This is a genomic window from Streptomyces sp. NPDC051576 (assembly GCF_040681835.1).
Lineage (GTDB): Bacteria > Actinomycetota > Actinomycetes > Streptomycetales > Streptomycetaceae > Streptomyces.
Genome location: NZ_JBFAZO010000013.1, coordinates 117,274 through 139,802 on the forward strand (window position 1 = coordinate 117,274; position 22,529 = coordinate 139,802).

Sequence of the window (22,529 nt, forward strand, 5' to 3'; positions counted from 1 at the left end):
CATGGACGCTGTGACCCAGGTCCCCACCCCCGTCAACGAGCCGGTGCACGGCTACGCGCCCGGCTCTCCCGAGCGGGCCCGTCTGGAGGCCAAGCTCAAGGAGCTGGCCGAGAACCCGGTCGACCTGCCGATGACCATCGGCGGCGAGCGGCGGATGGGCGGCGGCGAGCGCGTCGACGTCGTACAGCCGCACAACCACAAGGCGCGGATCGGTACGTACGCCAACGCCACCCAGGACGACGCCCAGGACGCGATCGACGCGGCGCTCGCCGCCGCGCCCGCCTGGCGCGCGATGTCCTTCGACGACCGCGCCGCGATCATCCTGCGCGCCGCCGAACTGCTGTCCGGCCCGTGGCGCGAGACCCTCGCCGCGTCCACCATGCTCGGCCAGTCGAAGACCGCCCAGCAGGCCGAGATCGACTGTCCCTGCGAACTGGTCGACTTCTGGCGCTTCAACGTCAAGTACGCCCGCGACCTGCTCGCCGAGCAGCCCCCGGCCAACTCCCCGGGCGTCTGGAACCGGCTCGACCACCGCCCGCTCGAAGGCTTCGTCTACGCGATCACGCCGTTCAACTTCACGGCGATCGCGGGCAATCTGCCGACGGCCCCGGCACTCATGGGCAACGTGGTGGTCTGGAAGCCGAGCCCGACGCAGACCCACGCGGCCGTCCTCCTCATGCGGTTGCTGGAGGAGGCGGGTCTCCCCAAGGGTGTCATCAACCTCGTCACGGGCGACGGCATCGAGGTGTCGAAGGTCGCGCTGGCCCACCGCGACCTGGCCGGCATCCACTTCACCGGTTCCACCAAGACCTTCCAGCACCTGTGGAAGACGGTCGGCACCAACATCGAGAAGTACCGCGCCTACCCGCGCCTGGTCGGCGAGACCGGCGGCAAGGACTTCGTCGTCGCCCACCCGAGCGCCGACAAGGCGGTGCTGAAGACCGCGCTCACCCGGGGTGCCTTCGAGTACCAGGGCCAGAAGTGCAGCGCCACCTCCCGCGCGTACATCCCGGCCTCCATCTGGAACTCCGGTTTCAAGGAGGAGTTCGCGGCCGAGGTCGACTACCTGACCATGGGTGACGTCACCGACCTCGCCAACTTCGTCGGCGCGGTCATCGACGAGCGCGCCTTCGCCAAGAACAAGGCGGCCATCGACCGCGCGAAGGCGGACCCCAACTGCACGATCGTCGCGGGCGGTTCGTACGACGACTCGGTCGGCTACTTCGTCCGCCCGACGGTCGTCGAGTGCAGCGACCCCACCAACGAGGTGTTCACCACCGAGTACTTCGGCCCCTTCCTCGCCGTGCACGTCTACGACGACGAGAACTACGACGAGATGCTGACCCAGATGGAGTCCGTCTCCGACTACGCCCTGACGGGCTCGGTGATCGCGGGCGACCGTGCGGCGGCGGCGTACACGATGGAGAAGCTGCGCTACGCGGCCGGCAACTTCTACATCAACGACAAGTCCACCGGCGCGGTCGTAGGCCAACAGCCCTTCGGCGGCGGCCGATCCTCCGGCACCAACGACAAGGCCGGCGCCCCGCAGAACCTCATGCGCTGGACCCTGACCCGCGCCATCAAGGAGACCCTGGTCGCGCCGACCGACTACACGTATCCGCACATGGGCTGAGCATGTGCACGGGCCGGGATGTGGGGCATGCTGACGTCGCACATCCCGGCCGCCGGGCCCGTGCCCGTACAGGAGGGGGTTCACCAGGTGAACGCGGAAACCGACGACGCGAACGCCCCGTCGGTCATCCTCTTCGACCTCGGCAACGTTCTCTTCTGCGACCCGTGGGAGTCGCTGCTGCTGACCCCGGGATCGGGGCTCGCGGACCGGTGGGGGCTCGATCCCTCGTTCGTTCGCGAGGCCGGCCGGCGGCTCTGGAACAGGTTCAGCGTGCGGGAATCGGAGGAGGCGCAGTACTGGCAGGCGCTCTCCCAGGAACTCGATCGCCCCGTCCCGCCGGAGCTTGTCGCGGACCTGGAGGATGAGCTGCTGGTGGCGAACCCGGCCGCCGGCGAACTGCTCGCCGCCGCCTCCCATGACGGAAGGCGCCCGGTGGGCATCGCCTCGAACAACACGACCTTCTGGTACGCGAAGCAGGCGGAACGGCTCGGCCTCGCCCGGTGGGTGGATCCCGGGCTCGTCTTCCTGTCCTGCCGGCTGGGCGTCACCAAGGGCACGCCGGGACACGGACTCCTGGAGGTGGTCGCGGAACACACCCGCCCGCCGGACACCCTGCTGGTGGAGGACCGCCCGGCCAACCTGGCCCGGGCCAGGTCGCTGGGCTTCCGCGCGGTCTGCTACGCGTTCACGGACCCCGCCGGTGTGTCGTCGGCGGAGCTGCTGGACACAATCACTGGGTGACCGAACTGCCACAGCCGTCAACTCCCGTTCCGCGCAAGGCCGTTTCCCGTGCAGAGTCGCCCGGTCCCGTGGGCGCGCCCGCGTTGACGGCGCTGTTGGCCGAGTACAACTCGCTGCGCACGGAGAGTCTGCAGGCGATCAGCAACCGTATCCAGATCATGAACTTCGCCTTCACGTCCCTCGCGGTCGTCCTGGCCGCGATGTTCAGCTCCGACCTGCCCCGGGGCATCCTGATCCCCGCCTGTCTGGTCTTCGTCCCCGGTGCCGCGAAGGCGAGCCTGCTCATCTGGCTGGGCGAGTACCACCGCTCCCAACGGGCCGGCCGGGGCGTCGCGATGGTCGAGCGTCAGATCAACCGCGTCCTGGGCGAGGGGGAGTTGCTGGGCTGGGAGTCCCGGCTCGTCGCGTCCGGCACGCACATGGGTTACCCGTACGTCGCCACAGTCGTGTTCATTCTGAGCACGGGCGTGCTCGCCGAGAGCCTCGGCGGCTACTTCCTGGCCGAACGCCTGGCGTCAGGACCGGGGTTGGCGGGCGACTTCCTTGTCGCCGGGGCCGTGTTCCTGTACGCGGCCCTCTTCGAGACGCTCTTCCTGCGCTTCTTCCTCCGCCGCTGGCGCGCGATCCGCGGCGCGACCCACAGCGCCTAGGTGCCGCCATGACCCGTACAGAGACAACGACCGTGACGGCGGACGACGGAGTACGGCTGTGGGCCTCCCGGTCCGGCCGTGGCACACCCCTGGTCCTGTGCCACGGCGGGCCCGGGCTATGGGACATGTTCGACGACGTGGCCGGGATGCTCGACTCCCGTGCCACGGTGGTCCGTTGGGACCAGCGCGGGGGCGGCCGGTCCGAGCCGTGCGCGGGTCCGTGGACCATCGACCGCTTCGTGGCCGATCTCGACGCCGTACGACGGCACTTCGCACTGGAGCGACCGGTACTGCTCGGCCATTCCTGGGGCGCGTCGCTCGCCCTGCACTACGCGCTCGCCCACCCCGACCGGCTCGCCGCCCTCGGCTACGTCAGCGGCACCGGCATCGGACCGGACACCGACTGGCACCCGGACTACCGGGAGAACCTCCTGGCCCGTCTCGGCGAGAACCCCCAACACCTCGCCCGCTGGCGCGAGTTGCCCGGTGAGAGCCGGGAGCGGGCAGTGCTCCAGTGGTCGGCCGAATTCGTCGACCGGGACCGGGCGGTCGAGCACGCGGAGCGGATGGCGGACCCATGGTTCGCCATCAACTCCCCCTGCAACAAAGCTCTGAACGCCGAGGCCAAGCAGACCGCCGGCAGTCCCGCCCTGTACGCCGCCTGCCAGGACCTCGACCTGCCCGTACTCATCGTGGACGGGGGGCGGGACATCCGGCCCCGGTCGGCGGTCGACTCGTTGGAGCGGGCGTTGCCCCGGGTTCGCCGAGTGACATTGCCGGATGCCGGGCATCTGCCGTGGGTCGAGGACGCGGTCGGGTTTCGTGATGCGGTGATGACGGCCACGCCGTAGGCCCCCGTCTCCGATACTGACCCCGTGACCATCCGTATGCGCACCGCCCACACGGCCGACCTCACCCCGGCCGACCTCCGCGCCGCCCGCGCGCTGCTGGACGCCGCCTTCGCCGGTGACCTCACCGATCAGGACTGGGAGCACGGCCTCGGCGGTGTTCATGCCCTGCTCGCCGACGAGGACGGGCTCGTCGCGCACGGGTCGGTCGTGATGCGTCGGGTGAGGTACCGGGGACGCTGGCTGCGGGTCGGGTATGTGGAGGGGGTCGGGGTACGGCCCGACGCCCGGCGGCGGGGGTACGGCGGGCGGGTCATGGCCGAGCTGGAGCGGATCGTCGATCATGCCTACGACGTCGGTCTGCTCGGCGCGAGCGACGACGGTGCCCGCCTCTACACCGCGCGCGGCTGGCAGCTGTGGGGCGGCAAGATCTCCGCGCTCGGCCCGGACGGCATCGTCCATCTGCCCGAGGAGGAGGACAGCACGTACGTACGGCCCGCGCTCGCCGGGCCCCTCGACCTCGGCAGCGATCTCCTCTTCGACTGGCGTGACGGGGACGTTCTCTGAAACCGCAGGTCAGAGGCACGTGACTCGTTTCACCATCTCAGATAGTAGGAAGTCCGAGTAATTGTGGAGACAGATGCGCGGTCCTGTCCTAGCTTTGTAGGAGCCGAACGTCTCGCTCGACCCAGCGAATGGCGGTCGTGAGCCGGACACCGTGCAGGCAACCCCTGCGGTCCGCAGCTCCCCGCCCAACTCCGGCGTCTCGCAACCCCTTTCCGCACTCCAGGATGTATCGAAGGAGTCGATTCTCCATGGCCGAGACGACCGTCCGCCGCCGAGTCCGCCACGTGTCCCGCACCAGCGAGTCCGAGCGCAAGAACGCCGCCGCCGCCCTCCAGCGCGCCCTCGACCGCCGCGACAACGGCGGCGAGACCGGCCACTGAGCACCACCACTGAGCACCACCACTGAGCAACCCCACTGAGCAACCCCACTGAGCAACCCCACTGAGAAGCCGGGAGCCGCGCCCGCGCGGGGTGCGGCGCGGTCTCACCGACCGCGCCGCACCTCGAAGTGGTCGATGCGCCTGCCGTTCTCGTCCAGCGCCGACACCGAGAGCCTGGGCGCGCTGCCGCTCTCCGCCTCCACCGAGAGGAGGGAGAAGCCCCGGTAGCGCACCCGCGACCACTCCACCGTCTCCGCTTCGCTGTGCTGGCCCTTCGCCCACTGCGCGGTGTCGACCGTCCCGTGCCGCGTGACGTGCCCCTCGTAGCTCTCCTTGACGCCCGCCGGGAAGCCGTACAGATCCCGCCCGCCGCCGCCCGCCGTGACGTACACGATCCCGTCCTTCGTCGGATCGGTGGACGCGCCGATCGGTACCGCCCGGCCGACCGAGCCGTCCCGGATGGCGTCGGTCCGCTCGTACACATGGTTGTGGCCGTTGATCACCAGGTCCACCTGGTGCTTCGCGAACAGCGGCAGCCACTCGGCCCGTACCCCGCCGTCCGAGGCGTGCGAGGAGGTCGAGTAGGCGCAGTGGTGGAAGAAGACCACGACGAAGTCGACCCCCTCGGCCGCCCGCAGCTCCCGCAGCCTGCCGTCCAGCCACGCCGTCTGCTTCCCGCCCGTGTAGCCGAGGTTGGCGGTGATCTCGTACGACACGTCGTTCGCGTCGAGCGCCACGACGCCGACGTTGCCGTAGACGAAGGAGTACACGCCCGGCGCGTGCGTCGGGTCGAAACCGTTGTCCGGGAGGGACCAGCGGGCGAGCTGGCCGCCGTAGCCGTCGGGGGAGTACCAGGCCTCCATGTCGTGGTTGCCGGTCGTCACCATCCACGGGACGGACCGGGCGACGCCCTCGTTCTGCTTGAGGAACAGGTCCCAGTACGTCGGGTCGTAGCCGTCCGCCTTCACGCCCTGCCCGTTGGTGTCCGCGTAGCAGATGTCACCGGCGTGCAGATGGAAGGCGGGGTTCTGGCGCAGGACGACACGGTCGGTGGCGGCGGCCGCGTTGCTCACGCCCTGGTCGCCGAAGGCCGTGAACACGAACTTCTCCGGGCTCGCCGGCGCCGTACGGAAGGACCCGATCGTCGAGCGGTGGGCCGGGGCGGCCGGGTCGAAGCCCTCGTGGCCGACGCCGTAGTAGTACGTCATGCCGGGGCGCAGACCGTCCAGGGCCGCGTGGACGTAGTACTGCTCGACGGCCGGGCGGACGCCGGTCAGGCCCGGGGTGTGCAGGGCGCGGACCTCGGCCGTGATCCGGCGGCTCAGGTCGTCCGGCTTCGTGCCGACGCGGACGTACGGCTTCCGGACCGCGAACGGCACCTGCCAGGAGATCCGCATCCCGGTCTTCGGGTCGGCGCCGAAGGCGAGATGGCGGCCGAAGGGGGTGACGGCCGAGCCGTGGACGGGGGAGGAGGTGGTCCCCTTGGTGTCGGTCGTCCCCGTGGTGGTGGCGCACCCGGTCAGCAGCCCGCCCGCCACCGCGCCCGCCGTCACCAGCGTGCGGCGCCGGGACAACTTGGTGCGCAGGTACTCGTACTGCTCGGCCATGCTCATCCGGACCGCGAGCTGCTCCGGGATGCCGACGTCGGGTGTCTCCATGTCGATGAATTTCCCAGCGAAGCCCAACGGGGGCCATGCGTAAGGGTGAACGTACGTCGAACGGCGCACGCCCGCCCTCCCCTCGCTGTCCGTATCTCGGACAGCCCATGTCATCCCATGGGACGAGGAGTACGGTGGCGGGCATGTCTCGCAGCATCGATCTCGCAGTGATCCCCGGTGACGGCATCGGTCAGGAAGTCGTGGCCGAAGGTCTCAAAGTCCTCTCCGCCGTCCTTCCGCAGGACGTGAAGCTGGAGACCAAGGAGTTCGACTTCGGCGCCAAGCGCTACCACGCGACCGGTGAGACCCTCACCGACGCCGACCTGGCCGCGCTGAAGCCGCACGACGCGATCCTGCTGGGCGCGATCGGTGACCCGAGCGTCCCGTCCGGTGTCCTGGAGCGGGGCTTCCTGCTCAAGCTGCGGTTCGCCTTCGACCACCACGTCAACCTGCGGCCCAGCAAGCTGCTCCCGGGAGTTGCGACCCCCCTCGCCGGTGAGCCGGAGATCGACTTCGTCGTGGTCCGCGAGGGCACCGAGGGCCCGTACACGGGCAACGGCGGCACCATCCGCAAGGGCACCGAGCACGAGGTCGCCACCGAGGTCTCCGTCAACACCGCGTTCGGTGTCGAGCGGGTCGTCCGTGACGCCTTCGCCCGCGCCCAGGCCCGCCCGCGCAAGAAGCTCACGCTGGTCCACAAGAACAACGTGCTGACCTTCGCCGGCCACCTGTGGACGAATGTCTTCAACAAGGTCGCGGCCGAGTTCCCCGAGGTCACCACCGACTACATCCACGTCGACGCGGCGACGATCTACCTCGTCACCGACCCGGCCCGCTTCGACGTGATCGTCACCGACAACCTCTTCGGCGACATCATCACCGACCTCGCCGCGGCCGTCTCCGGCGGCATCGGCGTCGCCGCGAGCGGGAACATCAACCCGTCCGGCGAGTTCCCCTCGATGTTCGAGCCGGTGCACGGCTCCGCGCCCGACATCGCGGGCCAGGGCAAGGCCGACCCCACCGCCACGGTCCTGTCCGTCGCCCTCCTGCTGCGCCACCTCGGCTACGACGCCGAGGCCGTGCGCATCGAGGAGGCCGTCTCCGCCGACCTCGCGGAGCGCACCGGCAAGCCCGCGCGCAGCACCACCGAGATCGGCGACGCGCTCGCCGTACGAGTAGCCGGCTGACCCGCCGCACTGCTCGAAATCTCTGGCAATCTCTCGCAGTGATTCGAAGCCGCCGGGTCGCAACCGCACCCGGCGGCTTTTCTTACGTCCCCGCCGGGTGCCACCATCATCCCTGGGTCGCATTCACGCCGTTTTCGTCCACGGTCCACCGCGCGCGATAATCGAACGCGGAGCCGCGGAATGAGGGAATGCTCGGACGTCCTAACACTGGCCACTGGCAGTCGAGGGGCGTGAGCGCGGCCCGTCACACACAACCGGTGAAGGACAACCACTCATGACGACGCCCACGATCGAGCTCAAGCCCTCGGCCTCGCCACTTTCCGCCGCCGAGCGCGACGCGATTCTGGCGAACCCCGGGTTCGGCCGCCACTTCACCGATCACATGGTGACGATCAAGTGGACCGAGGGCCGCGGCTGGCACGACGGCCAGCTCGTGCCGTACGGCCCGCTCTCCCTCGACCCCGCGAACATGACCCTGCACTACGCGCAGGAGATCTTCGAGGGCCTCAAGGCCTACCGCCAGGCCGACGGCTCCGTCGCCACCTTCCGCCCCGAGAAGAACGCCCGCCGCTTCCAGACCTCCGCGCGCCGGCTCGGGATGCCGGAGCTGCCGGTCGAGACGTTCATCGAGGCGTGTGACGTGCTCGTCGCCCAGGACCGCGACTGGGTCCCGGCGCACGGCGGCGAGGAGTCCCTGTACCTGCGCCCGTTCATGATCGCGACCGAGGTCGGCCTGGGCGTGAAGCCCGCCAACGACTACCTCTTCCTGGTCATCGCCTCCCCGGCCGGCGCGTACTTCCCCGGCGGGGTCAAGCCCGTCTCCATCTGGGTCTCCGAGGACCACGTCCGCGCCGTCCCCGGCGGCATGGGCGACGCCAAGACCGGCGGCAACTACGCCGCCTCCCTCCTCGCCCAGGCCGAGGCCGCCGAGCAGGGCTGCGCGCAGGTCTGCTACCTCGACGCGGTCGAGCGCAAGTGGGTCGAGGAACTCGGCGGCATGAACCTGTACTTCGTCTACGGCGACAGGATCGTCACCCCCACCCTCACCGGTTCCATCCTGGAGGGCGTCACCCGCGACTCCCTCCTCACCCTGGCCCGCGACCTCGGCTACGAGTCCGAGGAGGGCCGGATCTCCATCGAGCAGTGGCAGCGCGACTCGGAGAACGGCACCCTGACCGAGGTCTTCGCCTGCGGTACGGCCGCGGTCATCACCCCGGTCGGCACGGTCAAGCGCACCGGCGCCCAGTGGCACCAGTCGGGCGGCGAGCCCGGCGAGGTCACCCTGAAGCTCCGCGCGGCCCTCCTCGACATCCAGCGCGGCGACACCGTGGACAAGCACGGCTGGATGCACCCGCTGGGCTGAGTCGGATCTCCGGCCGACGGCCGATGGTCCGTTCGACGCGTATCGCCTCCCCCGTGCGGGTATCCACTGATTCCGCGGGGCACGGGGGAGGGGACGCGGTGAGTGATGGGCCGATAGCGCGGTTGCGGTGGCTGGTGCGGGCGTTGCGCACCCCGCGCCGCCCGCAGAGCCTCACGGTGCTCGTGCTGCTCGCCGCCGTCGCCGGGCTTCTGCTGTGGCGGGCCGGCACGATGAACAGCTACGGCGAGAACCTCGCCCTCAACCTGGGCACCGACCTGGTGGGCGTGGTCATCACCGTCTTCGTGATCGGCCCGCTGATCTCCCGGGCCCAGGAGGGCCGGGTGCGCGAGCACACCCGGCTCGACTACGAGTGGTTCGCCGCGCAGGTGTACGGCTCCACGTCCAACGTGAAGGTGCTCGACACCTTCTCCAACCTCTTCGGCCCGCAGTTCTCCGAGCGCCTCTTCCGCGGGGTCCGCTCGGCCACCGCACACGGCGCCCGGGTGCAGATCCTGCTCCTGGACCCCGACTCCCTCGCCGTGATCCTGCGCGGCCGTGAACTCGGCGAGCAGAGCGCCGACATCCGGCGCGACATCATGCGCAACCTGCGCACTCTCGACCGGTTCGCACAGCGGCTCGACGAGCACTCCCGGAGCCTGCTGGAAGTACGGCTGTGCTCGACCTCCCCCGGTGTCACCCTCTACCGCTGGGACGAGCGCTGTCTGGTCTCCTTCCTCACCGTCGGCCGACTCTCCGGCGAGGGCGTCCAGTTGGAGGTCGCCGTCCGTTCCCCGCTCGGCACCTTCGTCGAGCAGCGCTTCGACGAGCTGTGGCAGCAGGGCAAACCGATGGACCGCTTCACCCATCTGCCGGTGACCCTGGTCGACGCGGCCGACGGGAGACGGGAGTTCACCTGCCGCTTCGTCTACGTCGACGACCGCCTCTACGTCGAGGCCCCCGACCTCGTCACCTATCTGGCCCGCCGCCGCCTCGACCAACTCTCCGCGCACAGCGGGGCACTGAGCCGCAGCGAGGCGCACGAGGTCATCGTCGTGGACGACCGCAGCGAGCTGCACGGGCGGCTCATCCACCACTTCACGGAGAAGTACGATGCGCAGGCGGCGGCTTTCGTGGAACTACGGCCGCCTACGGTCCTGGTCACGGAATAGAGGGCCCCAGCACATATGAGTTCAGCGCACCACCCCCGTTTCCGCGCCTTCACGCCCCGTGACCTCGACGGTCTGCTCCAGCGCGTGTCCCTGTCGGCCGACGCCCGGCTCGCCCTCAGGGCGGTCTCCTCGGTCCTGCCCTTCCGTACGAACGCCTACGTCGTCGACGAGTTGATCGACTGGTCGGCGGTGCCGGACGACCCGATCTTCCGGCTCACGTTTCCGCAGGCCGGGATGTTGCCCGAGCCCGACCTCAAGCAGATGGCGGACCTGCTCTCCCAACAGGCGCCCAAGGCCGACGTGTTGCGCGCCGCCCACGAGATCCGGATGCGGCTCAACCCGCACCCCTCGGGCCAGCTCGACGCCAACGTGCCCACGCACGAGGGCGAACGCCTCGAAGGACTTCAGCACAAGTACCCCGAGACGGTGCTGATCTTCCCGCGCCAGGGCCAGACCTGCCACGCCTACTGCACCTACTGCTTCCGCTGGCCCCAGTTCGTCGGCGAGTCCGAACTCCGCATCGCCACCGACGACATCGCCACCACGTCCGCCTACCTCCGGGCCCACCCCGAGGTCACCAGCGCCCTGATCACGGGTGGCGACCCGCTGGTCATGAGCACCGACGTATTGAGCCGCTACGTCGACCCGCTCCTGGAGATCGACACGGTCCGCTCGATCCGCGTAGGTACCAAGTCGCTCGCCTTCTGGCCCTACCGCTTCACCACCGACCGGGACGCCGACGACCTGCTGCGCCTCTTCGAGAAGGTGGTGGCGAGCGGCCGTCATCTCGCCCTGATGGCGCACTTCACCCACCCGCAGGAGCTGCGCCCGCCCGTCGTCCGCGAGGCGATGCGCCGGGTGCGGGACACGGGCGCCGTCATCCGCTGCCAGGGTCCGCTGGTGGCCGGCATCAACGACAACGCCGAGGCCTGGGCCGAGTTGTGGGACGAGACGACCACGCTCGGCGCGGTGCCGTACTACCAGTTCGTGGAGCGCGACACCGGCCCTCAGGGCTACTTCGGCGTCCCGCTGGCCCGCGGCCACCGCATCTTCCGCGACGCTTACGCCCGCGTCTCCGGGCTGGCCCGCACGGTCCGCGGCCCGGTCATGTCGGCCATGCCCGGCAAGGTCTGCGTCGACGGCATCGCGGAGATCGCCGGTGAGAAGGTCTTCGTCCTGCACCTGATCCAGGCCCGCGACCCATCCTTGGTGGACCGACCGTTCTTCGCGGCCTACGACGAGAGCGCGACGTGGTTCACCGATCTGAAGCCCGCGTTCGGAGCGAGTGAGTTCCTTCCGGGCCTGGAGGTGGGCTGACATGAACAACTCGCCGACCCGGCCGGTGGCGACCGCCGCATGGCTCCTCGTGGCAGTGCTTTTCTCGCTGGTCGTCGCGCTGTTGGCGATGCTGCTGAAAGTGAGCGACGGCCAGGGCATGAGTCTGAGGGCGGCCGTGCCGACGGCGGCTGTCGCCTTCGCGGGCACCATGGCGTTGTTGGTGCCCACGCTCAGCGCAGTGGGACTTCTGTAGCGCCGATATCGGTCCCGGCACGGTCGGCGGCGGCGTCCGTGCCGGGTGTCGTCTTCGTCGTGAGCGCCAGGTACACGGCCCTGCCCACCGCCCCGACAACAAGAAGACGAGGTCGCACGGACCACCGGTGCGTTCCTCGTCGGGGATGTGTCGACTCCGCGCTGTCCTATCGGCATGGTGGGTCACCTCACTATTAGAGCGACGCTCAATGTGAGCCGGGAGGGTGTGGAGGGTGTGACGCGTCAACCTTCCCGCAAACGGGTTTGCCATTTAGAGTAGTGTTCTAAAGGAGGGATCCGGAATGAGACTGACCCCCACGGAACGCGACCGGCTGCTGCTGTTCTCGGCCGCCGAGCTGGCCCGCGCCCGCAAGGCGCGCGGCCTCCGGCTCAACGTGCCCGAGGCCACCGCACTCATCGCGGACACCGTCTGCGAGGCCGCCCGGGACGGGCACCGGCTCGCGGAGGCGATCGAGGCGGCGCGTTCCGTGCTCGGCCCCGACGACGTGCTGCCGGGTGTCGCCGATGTCGTCACCGAGGTGCATGTCGAGGCCGTCTTCGACGACGGCTCACGCCTCGCGGTGGTCTCCGACCCCATCGGCGGCGGACTCGGCGGCGACGCCCCGGGAGCCCTCCTCCCCGGCCCCGCGCACACCGAGCCCGAGCCGGTCCTCCGGCTCACGGTCACCAACACCGCGACCGTGCCCGTCTCCGTGACCTCTCACTTCCACTTCTTCGAGGCCAACCCACGCCTGGACTTCGACCGCGCGACCGCCTACGGGATGCGGCTGGCGGTGCCCGCCGGTTCCTCGGTGCGGTTCGGGCCGGGGGAGTCGGCGGAGGTCGGCCTGCTCCCGATCGGCGGCGCCCGAATCGCCATCGGCTTCGCCGGCCTCGTCGACGGCCCACTGGACGCGCCGGGCGCCCGCACGGAGGCACTGCGTCGCGCTGCCGCGTGCGGCTACCGGGGCGTCGGCGACGTAGACCCCGAGAAGGCCGACCGATGAGCCGCCCTGCCGAAGCTTGTGGGTTCACTCCATACGAGTACGGCGTCGTGCACGGCCCTCGTGTTCGCCTGGGCGGCTGGGGCCTGGCTGTTCGCGAAGGGGGGATGTGGCGGTCCGCTGTGTGCGGCTGTGTTGCTGCCGGTGCTGCCGGTGCTGCCGGTGCTGCCGGTGCTGCCGGTGCTGCCGGTGCTGCCGGTGGTGCCGGTGGCCAGGGCGCCGAGGCCGTGAGTCGTCTCGCCGAAGAGGCACCGCGCCGCGCAGCCGACTGCTGTTATGTGGCCGTCGGCGACATCCGTGACCAGGAGGCCAACCGATGAGCCGCCCTGGAGGCCACCCCGCCGAAGCGCGTCGGCTCACCCCGTACGAGTACGCGGCCGCGCACGGTCCCCGCGCCGGCGACCGCATCCGGCTCGGTGACTCGGGCCTGACCGTCCGCGTCGAGTCCGACTCTCAGCGCTACGGCGACGAGTTCCTCGCCGGCTTCGGCAAGACCGCTCGCGACGGGCTGCACCTCAAGGCCGCCGCCGTGCGGGAGACCTGTGATGTGGTCGTCAGCAATGTGGTCGTGATCGATGCCGTGCAGGGGATCCGCAAGGTGTCCATCGGGATCCGGGAAGGCCGGATCTGCTCCGTCGGGCGGGCCGGGAATCCCGACACCCTCGACGGGGTCGATGTCGTCGTCGGTACCGGGACCTCGATCGTGTCCGGCGAGGGGCTCATCGCCACGGCCGGTGCGGTGGACACGCACGTCCACCTGCTGTCGCCGCGGATCATGGAGGCCTCGCTCGCCTCCGGGGTCACCACGATCATCGGGCAGGAGTTCGGCCCGGTGTGGGGCGTCGGTGTCAACTCGCCCTGGGCGCTGCGCCACGCGTTCAACGCCTTCGACGCCTGGCCGGTCAACATCGGCTTCCTCGGGCGGGGTTCGTCCTCGCACGGCGCCCCGCTGGTCGAGGCTCTCGCCGAAGGGGGTGCCTCCGGTTTCAAGGTGCACGAGGACATGGGCGCACATACACGGGCGTTGGACACCGCCCTCCGTGTCGCCGAGGAACACGACGTCCAAGTGGCCCTGCACAGCGACGGGTTGAACGAGTGCCTGTCGGTCGAGGACACCCTGCGAGTGCTGGAGGGCCGGACGATCCACGCCTTCCACATCGAGGGCTGCGGCGGCGGACACGTGCCGAACGTGTTGAAAATGGCGGGAGTTCCGAATGTCATCGGCTCCTCCACCAATCCCACTCTCCCCTTCGGCCGGGACGCCGTCGCCGAGCACTACGGCATGATCGTCTCCGTCCACGACCTGAAGACCGACCTGCCCGGCGACGCCGCGATGGCCCGCGACCGTATCCGCGCCGGCACGATGGGCGCCGAGGACGTGCTGCACGACCTGGGCGCGATCGGCATCACCTCGTCCGACGCGCAGGGCATGGGCCGGGCCGGCGAGACCGTCCGCCGTACGTTCGCGATGGCCGGCAAGATGAAGGCCGAACTCGGCGCCCCGGACGACCACGACAACGAACGCGTCCTGCGCTACATCGCCAAGCTGACCATCAACCCCGCCATCGCACACGGCCTTTCGCACGAGGTGGGGTCGATCGAGGTCGGCAAACTGGCCGACCTTGTGCTCTGGCGGCCCGAGTACTTCGGCGCCAAACCGCAGCTCGTCCTCAAGTCGGGCTTCCCGGCCTACGGCGTGGTCGGCGACCCCAACGCGGCCACCGACACCTGCGAACCCCTCGTCCTGGGCCCGCAGTTCGGCGCGCACGGCACGACACCCGCCGACATCTCCGTGGCCTTCGTCGCGCAGGCCGCCCTCGACCAGGGCAACGACTCGATGCCGACTCGCCGCCGCCGCGTGGCAGTTCGCGGAACGCGCGGCATCGGCCCCGCCGACCTGCGCCTCAACTCCCGTACCGGAGCGGTCGATGTCGACGAACGCACCGGCCTGGTCACCCTCGACGGCGAACCCCTGCGCTCCGAACCGGCCGAGTCCGTCGCCCTCAACCGCCTCTACTTCCTCTAGGACCTGGGACTTCTGATGAGCTTCCGTATGCCCCCGGAATGGGCCCCGCACGAGCGCACCTGGATGGCCTGGCCAGGACCCAACCCGACCTTCTCCGACGACCAGGAACTGGCTCAGGCCCGTACCGCCTGGGCGTCCGTGGCCCGTGCCGTGCGCCGCTTCGAGCCGGTGACGATGGTGCACGGGCCGGGCCAGGGCGAGCTCGCGCGCGAACTGCTCGGCCCGGAGGTCGAGTTGGTCGAACGCGAGCTGGACGACGCGTGGATGCGGGACATCGGCCCCACGTTCGTCACCGACGGCCGTGAACTGGCCGCCGTGGACTGGGTGTTCAACGGCTGGGGCGCCCAGGACTGGGCCCGCTGGGAACACGACTCCAAGATCGCCCGCCAGGTCGCGGACCTGACCGGGGTGCCGGTGCTGAGCAGTCCCCTGGTCAACGAGGGCGGCGCGATCCACGTCGACGGCGAGGGCACCGTCCTGCTCACCGAGACGGTCCAGCTCGGCGCCGCCCGCAACCCCGGCTGGACACGCGAACGGGTCGAGGCGGAGATTCACGCCAAACTCGGTACCACCAAGGCCATTTGGCTCCCGCACGGCCTCAGCGGCGACTACGGCGTCTACGGCACCCAGGGCCACGTCGACATCGTCGCCGCCTTCGCCGCACCCGGCACCGTACTGGTCCACACCCAACGCGACCCGGCCCATCCGGACCACGCCCGCTCCCAGGAGTACCTCGCTCTCCTGCGCGCCGAGACCGACGCCAAGGGCCGCCCCCTGGAGGTCGTGGAGGTCCCTGCCCCCACGGTCCTGGAGACCGAGGGCCACTGGGTCGACTACTCCTACATCAACCACTACCTCTGCAACGGCGGGGTCGTGCTCTGCGCCTTCGACGACCCGAACGACGAGATCGCGGCCGGGATCTTCCGACGCCTCTTCCCCGAGCGGGCGGTGACCCTGGTGGACGCCCGTACGATCTTCGCGGGCGGTGGCGGCATCCACTGCATCACCCAGCAGCAGCCGAAGGTCTGAGGACCCGGGGAGAGAGGGACGGGCGATGGCCGGTGTACGCAAGAACGCCCCGCCGCGCGAGGACGTGCTCGCGGCCGCCATGCGCATGATCGCCGAACGTGGTCTGGAGCAGCTCACCATGGCGGCGCTCGGCCGCGAGGTCGGCATGAGCAGCGGCCACCTCCTCTACTACTTCCACTCCAAGGACGAACTGCTCCTCCAGACCCTGGAGTGGAGCGAGGGCAGACTCGGTGCCGAGCGGGGACGGTTGCTCACTCGCTCCGCCTCCGCCCGCAAACGCCTCGACGCGTACGTCGACCTGTACGTCCCCGACGGCCACCGCGACCCGCACTGGACCCTGTGGCTGGAGGTCTGGAACCGCTCACAGAACGCCGACGACGAGGCTCGCGACCGACAGGCCGCCATCGAGGGCATCTGGCACCGCGACCTCGTCGCCCTGATCGCGGAGGGCGTCTCGCGCCGCGAGTTCCGTCCCGTCGACCCCGACCGTTTCGCCGCCCGCCTCCGCGCCCTCCTCGACGGCTTCTCCATCCATGTGGCGATCGGCCTGCGGGGCACGGACCGGGCGCAAGTTCTCGGCCACGTACGGGAGTTCATCGGCGAGGGGCTCCTCGCGGACGTATGACCTTCGACCCCGGTTGTACGCAAAAAGGCCGATTGACCCCATCGTCGGTGGTGCGTTTGCCTCGGAGGAAGCCCGCGGCGCAGGGCCGGGGGAGAAGCGTCAACTGGGGGACCGCATGGGGGAGAGCCACGCGTCGAGACGCGCGGCCGTAGGAGCGGCACTCGCTGTCCTGCTCGGTCTGTCCGTGCCGCAGACCGCGTCGGCGGCGCCCGGCAACCATGGCGACGACATCCGGCGGATCAGCACCGCCGCCGACGGCACCCAGGCGGACGGCGCCTCCGGCGCCGCGTCGGTCACTCCGAACGGCCGCTTCGTCGCCTTCCGCTCCTCGGCGACCAACCTCTTCCCGCGCGACACCAACGGGGTCCCGGACGTGTTCGTCGGCCGTATCCACTGACCGGCCACACCACAGCCACACCACAGGGGGAACAGATGATGGACATCAGAGCACGTGCCGCGCTGGCCACCGCCCTCGTCACCGCCGCGGTGACCCTGGCGGGCAGCACGGCGAGCGCAGCGCCGGACCTCCCGTACACCGAGCGCGCCAGTGTCGACCAGGGCGGGGGCCAGTTGACCGAGGCGTCGTCCGGGCCCGCCGCGACGGACCTGGGCGTCGTGTTCACCTCGAACGGGGCCGCGTACGGCGGGGACACCAACGGGCTGTCCGACGTGTACTACCGGAACTCGGTCGGGACGAGCGCGGTCAGCTACTCGGCGCGGCCCGGCGGTGGCATGGGCGACGGCCGCTCCTACGCGCCGTCGGCCTGTTCCACCGGCCGTTTCGTCGCCTTCGTCTCCGAGGCCGCCGACCTGACGACGACCCCGCGCGAGGACCACGAACCGCTGATCTACCTCCGCAACCGGAGCGTCGGCAAGATCAGCGCCATCCCGCGCACCTACCAGGGCGTGCCCTTCACATCGATGGGACAGCCGGCGATCAGCTTCGACTGCCAGTGGGTCGCGTTCGTGGCCACCCTGCCCTCCACGCCCGACCACGTGGCCCAGCCGACCGTCTACCGCTATCGCGTCTACGACGGTTCGGTCACGCCGGTCAGCCAGGCCTCCGAGGACGGCTCGCGCGCCGCCGGCCGGCCCTCGATCAGCGCCGACGGGCGGTACATCGCCTACCAGTACGCCATCCCGCACCCGGGCGGACCAGCCGACGACAGCGACATCTACGTCCGCGACATGGACACCGGGACCCTGGAGAAGGCCTCCGTGGCACGGGACGGCGGACCCGCGAACCGTGAGTCCACCGGACCGTCGATCAGCGCCGACGGCCGCACCGTGGCCTTCGACTCGTACGCCTCCAACCTCACCCGCGGCGACACCAACGGCAGCGCCAACGTGTTCGTCCGCGACCTCGACCAGGGCCGCACCCGACTGATCAAGGGCAAGGGCAGGGGAGCCTTCACCTACGGCGCCTCGCTCGCGGCGGACGGGCTCAAGGTCGCCTACGAGTCCGGACGCCTCGCCGATCCGGACGCGCCGCGCCAGGTCTGGCTCGCCGACCTCACGGCCGGCACGGCACAGCTCGTCAGCGCGAACGCCCTGGGCGGCCCGGGCGACGGCTCGTCCACGAGTCCGTCCGTCCAGCCGGACGGACTGGCGGTCTCCTTCCAGTCGTACGCCGACGACCTGGTCGCCGACGACACCAACGGCACGGTCGACGTGTTCGTACGACACATCGGCTGACACCTGGGCTGACACCTGGGCTGAACAGCACACTGTTCGCATCATGAGACGGACGGTGAGCACGGGTGCGGTCTGTGCCAGACTGCCCCCGTGCTCTCGTTCGCCACGATTATTGGCAGCAGGCGCGCCGGTCCGCAGTGACCGCCACGTACGACCAGGTACGGGCGGCCATCGTCGTCCTCGACCCGCGCGCAGACCTCTCGCACCCGCGAGGGGTTTTTCGCTTTTCTGGCCCACCTTCAGCCGGGAGCGCAGCGCGAGGGATCATTGGGGGACGGTGGAACCGGTCATTCCGGTACAGACCGAGATCCAGATCCTCAGGAGCCGAACACCATGACGGAAACCAGCGAACTCGACGATTCGTTCCACGTCTTCGACACGACCCTGCGTGACGGCGCGCAGCGGGAGGGCATCAACCTCACCGTCGCGGACAAGCTGGCCATCGCACGGCACCTGGACGACTTCGGCGTCGGCTTCATCGAGGGCGGCTGGCCGGGCGCCAACCCGCGGGACACCGAGTTCTTCGCCCGCGCCCAGCAGGAGATCGACTTCAAGCACGCCACCCTCGTGGCCTTCGGCTCCACCCGCCGGGCGAACGCCAAGGCTTCCGAGGACCCGCAGGTCAAGGCGCTGCTCGACTCCGGCGCCCCGGTGATCACGCTGGTCGCGAAGTCCCACGACCGGCATGTCGAGCTGGCGCTGCGCACCACGCTGGACGAGAACCTGGAGATGGTCCGCGACACGGTGTCGTACCTCGTGTCCCAGGGCCGCCGGGTCTTCATCGACTGCGAGCACTTCTTCGACGGGTACCGGGCCAACCCCGAGTACGCGAAGGCCGTCGTGCGCACCGCCGCCGAGGCCGGCGCCTCCGTCGTCGTCCTCTGCGACACCAACGGCGGCATGCTCCCCGCGCAGGTACAGGCGGTCGTCGCGACCGTGCTCGCCGACACCGGCGCCCGGCTCGGCATCCACGCCCAGGACGACACCGGCTGCGCGGTCGCCAACACCCTCGCCGCCGTCGACGCGGGCGCGACCCACGTCCAGTGCACGGCCAACGGCTACGGCGAGCGTGTCGGCAACTCCAACCTGTTCCCCGTGGTCGCGGCCCTGGAGCTGAAGTACGGCAAGAAGGTCCTCCCCGAGGGCGCGCTGCGCGAGATGACCCGTATCTCGCACGCCATCGCCGAGGTCGTCAACCTCACCCCGGCCACCCACCAGCCGTACGTCGGCGTCTCGGCCTTCGCGCACAAGGGCGGCCTGCACGCCTCCGCGATCAAGGTCGACCCTGCGCTGTACCAGCACATCGAGCCCGAAGAGGTCGGCAACACCATGCGGATGCTGGTGTCCGACATGGCCGGCCGCGCCTCGATCGAGCTCAAGGGCAAGGAACTCGGCATCGACCTCGGCGGTGACCGCGAACTGGTCGGCCGGGTCGTCGAGCGGGTCAAGGAGCGCGAGCTCAAGGGCTACACCTTCGAGGCGGCCGACGCGTCCTTCGAACTCCTCCTCCGCGCCGAGGTCGAGGGCAAGGCCCGCAGCTACTTCCAGGTCGAGTCCTGGCGCGCGATCGTCGAGGACCGCCCCGACGGCAGCCACGCCAACGAGGCCACGGTCAAGCTCTACGCCAAGGGCGAGCGCATCGTCGCCACCGCCGAGGGCAACGGCCCGGTCAACGCCCTGGACCGCGCCCTCCGCGTCGCCCTGGAGAAGATCTACCCCCAGCTCGCCAAGCTCGACCTCGTCGACTACAAGGTCCGCATCCTGGAAGGCGTCCACGGCACGTCCTCCACGACCCGCGTCCTGATCTCCACGTCCGACGGCGCGGGCGAGTGGTCGACGGTGGGCGTCGCGGAGAACGTGATCGCCGCGTCCTGGCAGGCGTTGGAGGACGCGTACACCTACGGTCTGTTGCGCGCGGGCGTCGAACCCGCCAAGTAGGTCTCGGCTCTCAGCAGGAGTCCTCGGCGAGCTTCTCGAACTCGCCGAGGCTCATCGCCCGGTCGTCGGCCCACACTTGGCCGGGTTTCAGCGCGGTGATCTTCTCGGTGGAGAAGGCGGCGATCCCGTTGTACGAGTCGCCGGTGATGTAGTGCCCGAAGCTCAGCACGTAGTGGTGCTTCGGCAGGAGCCGCTGCTCGCCCCGGTGCCGGGCCTGCCAGGTGGCCGGCGGCGAGAACAGCGCGAACTCCGCGTCCCCGCTCAGCTTCTCCTTCCGCACGTCCCACCCCGTGGTGACCGGCCCCTCCTCGGCACCCCCGGCCCACCCGTCGAGCGACGGGGACTGGTAGTCGTCGTCCCCGCACGGCCGGATCAGGGCGTACGGCATTCCGTCGGCCCCGAGCCGCACCCCGGCCAGCGGCAGATCGACGGCAGCGCACCCGCTCAACACCAACGCACCGGCGACCGTGCCCAGCACGGCCGCCGCCCCCCGAGTACGTTTCATAACTCCCCTATTGAAGATGCCACTTCTGGTTCGCGGCCCCCGTGCACGTCCAGATCTGTGCCCGTGCCCCGTTCGCCGACGAATTGCCGGTCACATCAAGGCACTTGTCGGCCGCCGTATTCACCACATCACCGGTGGCCGAGTTGTACGACCACTGTTGCGCACCGCTTCCATTGCAGTCGTACAACTGCACCTTCGCCCCGTCCGCAGTCGAGGCCGACGTCACGTCGAGGCACTTGCCGAGCGCCCGCACCGAGCCGTCGGTCCCCACGGTCCACTGCTGCGCGGTCGAGCCGTTGCAGTCGTAGAGCTGTACGGCCGTGCCGTTGGTGGTCGAACCCCCGGCCACGTCGAGGCACTTGCTCGCGAGGCCGACGAACGCGCCGGTCTGGCTGCCGCCGCCGGACTGTGTCCCCGACCAGGTGAAGGTGGCGGACGTCTTGCCGGGGAGGGAGTAAGTCGCGTGCTGGCCGCCCCAGTTGATGGTGACGGTCTTCGCGGTGGACGCGTCGTTGTAGGCGATCAGGGCCTTCGATCCGTCCGGGTTGCGCCAGGCCACGTTGGGCACGTTGGTGGACGCCGTGGACGCGATCCGCTGGGCGCCCGGCCGGACGAACTTCGTGAGCTGGCCCATCGTGTAGTACTCGACCGTGTAGTCCACCGTGCCGCTCGCGCCGTCGCCGTTGTGCACGGTGATCAGGCCCGTGCAGGTGCCGCAACCCCCGTTGTGCGGGCCCATGTTCTGGTCCACCGCGAGGGACCACTTGGTCACCGACTTCGCCCAGTTGCGGGTGTAGTCGATGATGTTGTTCATGTCCTCGCGCTGCTGGTTGGCGATCCAGGTGCCGCCGGAGTGCTCGGTGCCGAAGGCGTCCAGCGTCGGGTACTGGTTGTGCACGGTGGTCTGCTTGGTGACGTCACCGCCGTAGCCGTGCCAGGCGATCCCGCCGAAGTTCGGGTTCGAGCGGACCGCCGCGTCGTCCACGGTCGAGGCCGCGTAGGAGTCGTAGACGTCCCAGTTCCAGTCGTGCGCGAGCACCTTCGTGGTCAGGCCGGACGCGTTGAGCTTGGGCAGCAGCTCGCTCTTCGTGAAGTAGGCGAGCCCGGACGCGTTCCAGCTCATCGACGGATAGCCGGAGCAGCACGTCGGCTCGTTCTGGACGGTCACGTACGACACCGGAACGCCCTGGTCCTTGTACGCCTGGAGGTACTTGACGAAGTAGTTGGCGTAGGCGCCGTAGTCCTCGGACTTCAGCCAGCCGCCGTTGAGCGAGCCGCTGTCCTTCATCCAGGCGGGTGCCGTCCATGGCGAGGCCATGACAGTCAGAGAGGGGTTGAGGCTGAGCGCCTGCTTGGTCAGCGGCACGACGTCCGCGAGGTCGTGCGCGATCGAGAAGGAGTTGAGGTTGGGGTCGGTCTGGCCGGCCGCGACGTCGTCGTACGAATAGCCGTACCGCGCGAGGTCCGAGGCGCCCATCGGATTGCGCAGGAACGACAGGCCGATGCCGTCGGTCGGCGAGAACAGTTTGGTCATGGTCGCGTTCCGGGTCGCCGTCGACAGCGCCCCGCTGCTGTTCATCAGCCAGGCGGCCGTGTCCGTGAAGGACGCGCCGCCGCCGGTGAAGGTCTGATAGCGGGTGTTCTCGTCGACGGTGATGTTCTCGCCGCTGCCGCCCGTCCCGGACGAGAAGGCGAACGGGGCCTGCGCCTGGAGGCCGCGGGTGACATGGCGTCCGGCGGCGTCGTCGGTGGTGGTGAGCCAGGCGGTGACCTGTTCACCGGCCGCGTGTGCGGGGGGTACGGCCGCGGTGAAGCCGGCCACGGAGAGCAGTCCGGCGAGCAGCAGCCGGGCCGTGCGGGGGGTTCTCCTGGACATGGTTGCGTTAGCCCTTCCTGACGAGACGTCTTGACGGGTCTTCGGGCCGTTAGTTAACTCACGGCGTGATCTAAGTCATGAGTGAACTGTGCGAACCAGAGTGAA

Annotated in this window: 21 protein-coding genes; 18 read left to right on the forward strand and 3 right to left on the reverse strand. The window is 69.8% G+C overall.

Annotated features, from left to right (window positions below; translation table 11 throughout):
• Nucleotide 1 precedes the first annotated feature (1 nt).
• From pruA to AB0M63_RS35935, 6 genes are all read left to right on the forward strand, one after another.
• Nucleotides 2–1,633 carry an L-glutamate gamma-semialdehyde dehydrogenase gene (gene pruA / locus AB0M63_RS35910; RefSeq protein WP_366022295.1) on the forward strand — a complete coding sequence of 544 codons (1,632 nt, stop codon included), beginning with the start codon at nt 2–4 and terminating at the stop codon, nt 1,631–1,633.
• Between the two features lie 87 nt (nt 1,634–1,720).
• Nucleotides 1,721–2,374: a hypothetical protein gene (locus tag AB0M63_RS35915; RefSeq protein ID WP_355920820.1), complete on the forward strand. Its 654-nt coding sequence runs from the start codon at nt 1,721–1,723 to the stop codon at nt 2,372–2,374.
• The gene (locus tag AB0M63_RS35920) at nt 2,371–3,024 is read left to right on the forward strand and encodes a hypothetical protein (protein ID WP_366022297.1); all 654 of its coding nucleotides are present in this window, start codon (nt 2,371–2,373) and stop codon (nt 3,022–3,024) included. Before AB0M63_RS35915 ends, AB0M63_RS35920 begins: the two co-directional genes overlap by 4 nt.
• A gap of 8 nt (nt 3,025–3,032) precedes the next feature.
• On the forward strand, nt 3,033–3,875 hold the full coding sequence (locus AB0M63_RS35925; protein WP_366022299.1) for an alpha/beta hydrolase: 843 nt from the start codon (nt 3,033–3,035) through the stop codon (nt 3,873–3,875).
• A 24-nt stretch (nt 3,876–3,899) separates the two neighbouring features.
• Nucleotides 3,900–4,439, forward strand: a complete 540-nt coding sequence (locus AB0M63_RS35930) for a GNAT family N-acetyltransferase (RefSeq protein WP_355920811.1) — start codon at nt 3,900–3,902, stop codon at nt 4,437–4,439.
• Between the two features lie 248 nt (nt 4,440–4,687).
• Nucleotides 4,688–4,819 carry a hypothetical protein gene (locus AB0M63_RS35935; RefSeq protein WP_089098576.1) on the forward strand — a complete coding sequence of 44 codons (132 nt, stop codon included), beginning with the start codon at nt 4,688–4,690 and terminating at the stop codon, nt 4,817–4,819.
• A gap of 104 nt (nt 4,820–4,923) precedes the next feature.
• Here the strand turns inward: AB0M63_RS35935 and AB0M63_RS35940 are convergent, their stop codons facing one another.
• On the reverse strand, nt 4,924–6,477 hold the full coding sequence (locus AB0M63_RS35940) for a metallophosphoesterase family protein (protein WP_366022300.1): 1,554 nt from the start codon (nt 6,475–6,477) through the stop codon (nt 4,924–4,926).
• 143 nt (nt 6,478–6,620) lie between these two features.
• Between AB0M63_RS35940 and AB0M63_RS35945 the strand changes: the two genes are divergently transcribed.
• The 12 genes from AB0M63_RS35945 (at nt 6,621) to cimA (ending at nt 20,043) form a co-directional block, all read left to right on the forward strand.
• Nucleotides 6,621–7,664 carry a 3-isopropylmalate dehydrogenase gene (locus tag AB0M63_RS35945; protein WP_355920804.1) on the forward strand — a complete coding sequence of 348 codons (1,044 nt, stop codon included), beginning with the start codon at nt 6,621–6,623 and terminating at the stop codon, nt 7,662–7,664.
• 274 nt (nt 7,665–7,938) lie between these two features.
• A complete protein-coding gene (locus tag AB0M63_RS35950; RefSeq protein WP_366022302.1) occupies nt 7,939–9,027 on the forward strand; it encodes a branched-chain amino acid aminotransferase in 1,089 nt (362 codons plus the stop codon).
• A gap of 98 nt (nt 9,028–9,125) precedes the next feature.
• A complete protein-coding gene (locus AB0M63_RS35955) occupies nt 9,126–10,196 on the forward strand; it encodes a hypothetical protein (RefSeq protein WP_355920799.1) in 1,071 nt (356 codons plus the stop codon).
• A 15-nt stretch (nt 10,197–10,211) separates the two neighbouring features.
• Entirely contained in the window at nt 10,212–11,513 is a 1,302-nt protein-coding gene (locus AB0M63_RS35960; protein WP_366022303.1) for a lysine 2,3-aminomutase, read from the forward strand.
• 1 nt (nt 11,514) lies between these two features.
• The gene (locus AB0M63_RS35965; RefSeq protein ID WP_366022305.1) at nt 11,515–11,727 is read left to right on the forward strand and encodes a hypothetical protein; all 213 of its coding nucleotides are present in this window, start codon (nt 11,515–11,517) and stop codon (nt 11,725–11,727) included.
• Nucleotides 11,728–12,028: 301 nt separating this feature from the next.
• Nucleotides 12,029–12,733, forward strand: a complete 705-nt coding sequence (gene ureA / locus AB0M63_RS35970) for an urease subunit gamma (protein ID WP_355920790.1) — start codon at nt 12,029–12,031, stop codon at nt 12,731–12,733.
• A 313-nt stretch (nt 12,734–13,046) separates the two neighbouring features.
• The gene (locus tag AB0M63_RS35975) at nt 13,047–14,756 is read left to right on the forward strand and encodes an urease subunit alpha (protein ID WP_366022306.1); all 1,710 of its coding nucleotides are present in this window, start codon (nt 13,047–13,049) and stop codon (nt 14,754–14,756) included.
• A gap of 15 nt (nt 14,757–14,771) precedes the next feature.
• The gene (locus AB0M63_RS35980; RefSeq protein ID WP_366022307.1) at nt 14,772–15,785 is read left to right on the forward strand and encodes an agmatine deiminase family protein; all 1,014 of its coding nucleotides are present in this window, start codon (nt 14,772–14,774) and stop codon (nt 15,783–15,785) included.
• A gap of 25 nt (nt 15,786–15,810) precedes the next feature.
• Nucleotides 15,811–16,410 carry a TetR/AcrR family transcriptional regulator gene (locus AB0M63_RS35985; RefSeq protein ID WP_366022308.1) on the forward strand — a complete coding sequence of 200 codons (600 nt, stop codon included), beginning with the start codon at nt 15,811–15,813 and terminating at the stop codon, nt 16,408–16,410.
• A 115-nt stretch (nt 16,411–16,525) separates the two neighbouring features.
• Complete coding sequence (locus AB0M63_RS35990) at nt 16,526–16,807, forward strand: hypothetical protein (RefSeq protein ID WP_366022309.1); 282 nt, start codon at nt 16,526–16,528, stop codon at nt 16,805–16,807.
• 35 nt (nt 16,808–16,842) lie between these two features.
• Nucleotides 16,843–18,105, forward strand: coding sequence for a hypothetical protein (locus AB0M63_RS35995; protein ID WP_366022310.1), 1,263 nt, complete (start codon nt 16,843–16,845; stop codon nt 18,103–18,105).
• A gap of 333 nt (nt 18,106–18,438) precedes the next feature.
• Nucleotides 18,439–20,043, forward strand: coding sequence for a citramalate synthase (gene cimA / locus AB0M63_RS36000; protein WP_355920769.1), 1,605 nt, complete (start codon nt 18,439–18,441; stop codon nt 20,041–20,043).
• A 10-nt stretch (nt 20,044–20,053) separates the two neighbouring features.
• Here cimA and AB0M63_RS36005 read toward each other — a convergent pair whose 3' ends face one another.
• Entirely contained in the window at nt 20,054–20,548 is a 495-nt protein-coding gene (locus AB0M63_RS36005; RefSeq protein WP_366022311.1) for a hypothetical protein, read from the reverse strand.
• A 7-nt stretch (nt 20,549–20,555) separates the two neighbouring features.
• The gene (locus AB0M63_RS36010; protein ID WP_355920763.1) at nt 20,556–22,424 is read right to left on the reverse strand and encodes a ricin-type beta-trefoil lectin domain protein; all 1,869 of its coding nucleotides are present in this window, start codon (nt 22,422–22,424) and stop codon (nt 20,556–20,558) included.
• Between the last annotated feature and the right edge of the window lie 105 nt (nt 22,425–22,529).

What these genes read in the sequence shown, in the direction of transcription:
- pruA (WP_366022295.1), top strand. Translation starts at nt 2, where the DNA reads ATGGACGCTGTGACCCAGGTCCCCACCCCCGTCAACGAGCCGGTGCAC.
- AB0M63_RS35925 (WP_366022299.1), top strand. Translation starts at nt 3,033, where the DNA reads ATGACCCGTACAGAGACAACGACCGTGACGGCGGACGACGGAGTACGG.
- AB0M63_RS35935 (WP_089098576.1), top strand. Translation starts at nt 4,688, where the DNA reads ATGGCCGAGACGACCGTCCGCCGCCGAGTCCGCCACGTGTCCCGCACC.
- AB0M63_RS35940 (WP_366022300.1), bottom strand. Translation starts at nt 6,477, where the DNA reads ATGGAGACACCCGACGTCGGCATCCCGGAGCAGCTCGCGGTCCGGATG.
- AB0M63_RS35945 (WP_355920804.1), top strand. Translation starts at nt 6,621, where the DNA reads ATGTCTCGCAGCATCGATCTCGCAGTGATCCCCGGTGACGGCATCGGT.
- AB0M63_RS35950 (WP_366022302.1), top strand. Translation starts at nt 7,939, where the DNA reads ATGACGACGCCCACGATCGAGCTCAAGCCCTCGGCCTCGCCACTTTCC.
- AB0M63_RS35960 (WP_366022303.1), top strand. Translation starts at nt 10,212, where the DNA reads ATGAGTTCAGCGCACCACCCCCGTTTCCGCGCCTTCACGCCCCGTGAC.
- AB0M63_RS35965 (WP_366022305.1), top strand. Translation starts at nt 11,515, where the DNA reads ATGAACAACTCGCCGACCCGGCCGGTGGCGACCGCCGCATGGCTCCTC.
- ureA (WP_355920790.1), top strand. Translation starts at nt 12,029, where the DNA reads ATGAGACTGACCCCCACGGAACGCGACCGGCTGCTGCTGTTCTCGGCC.
- AB0M63_RS35975 (WP_366022306.1), top strand. Translation starts at nt 13,047, where the DNA reads ATGAGCCGCCCTGGAGGCCACCCCGCCGAAGCGCGTCGGCTCACCCCG.
- AB0M63_RS35980 (WP_366022307.1), top strand. Translation starts at nt 14,772, where the DNA reads ATGAGCTTCCGTATGCCCCCGGAATGGGCCCCGCACGAGCGCACCTGG.
- AB0M63_RS35985 (WP_366022308.1), top strand. Translation starts at nt 15,811, where the DNA reads ATGGCCGGTGTACGCAAGAACGCCCCGCCGCGCGAGGACGTGCTCGCG.
- AB0M63_RS35990 (WP_366022309.1), top strand. Translation starts at nt 16,526, where the DNA reads ATGGGGGAGAGCCACGCGTCGAGACGCGCGGCCGTAGGAGCGGCACTC.
- AB0M63_RS35995 (WP_366022310.1), top strand. Translation starts at nt 16,843, where the DNA reads ATGATGGACATCAGAGCACGTGCCGCGCTGGCCACCGCCCTCGTCACC.
- cimA (WP_355920769.1), top strand. Translation starts at nt 18,439, where the DNA reads ATGACGGAAACCAGCGAACTCGACGATTCGTTCCACGTCTTCGACACG.
- AB0M63_RS36005 (WP_366022311.1), bottom strand. Translation starts at nt 20,548, where the DNA reads ATGAAACGTACTCGGGGGGCGGCGGCCGTGCTGGGCACGGTCGCCGGT.
- AB0M63_RS36010 (WP_355920763.1), bottom strand. Translation starts at nt 22,424, where the DNA reads ATGTCCAGGAGAACCCCCCGCACGGCCCGGCTGCTGCTCGCCGGACTG.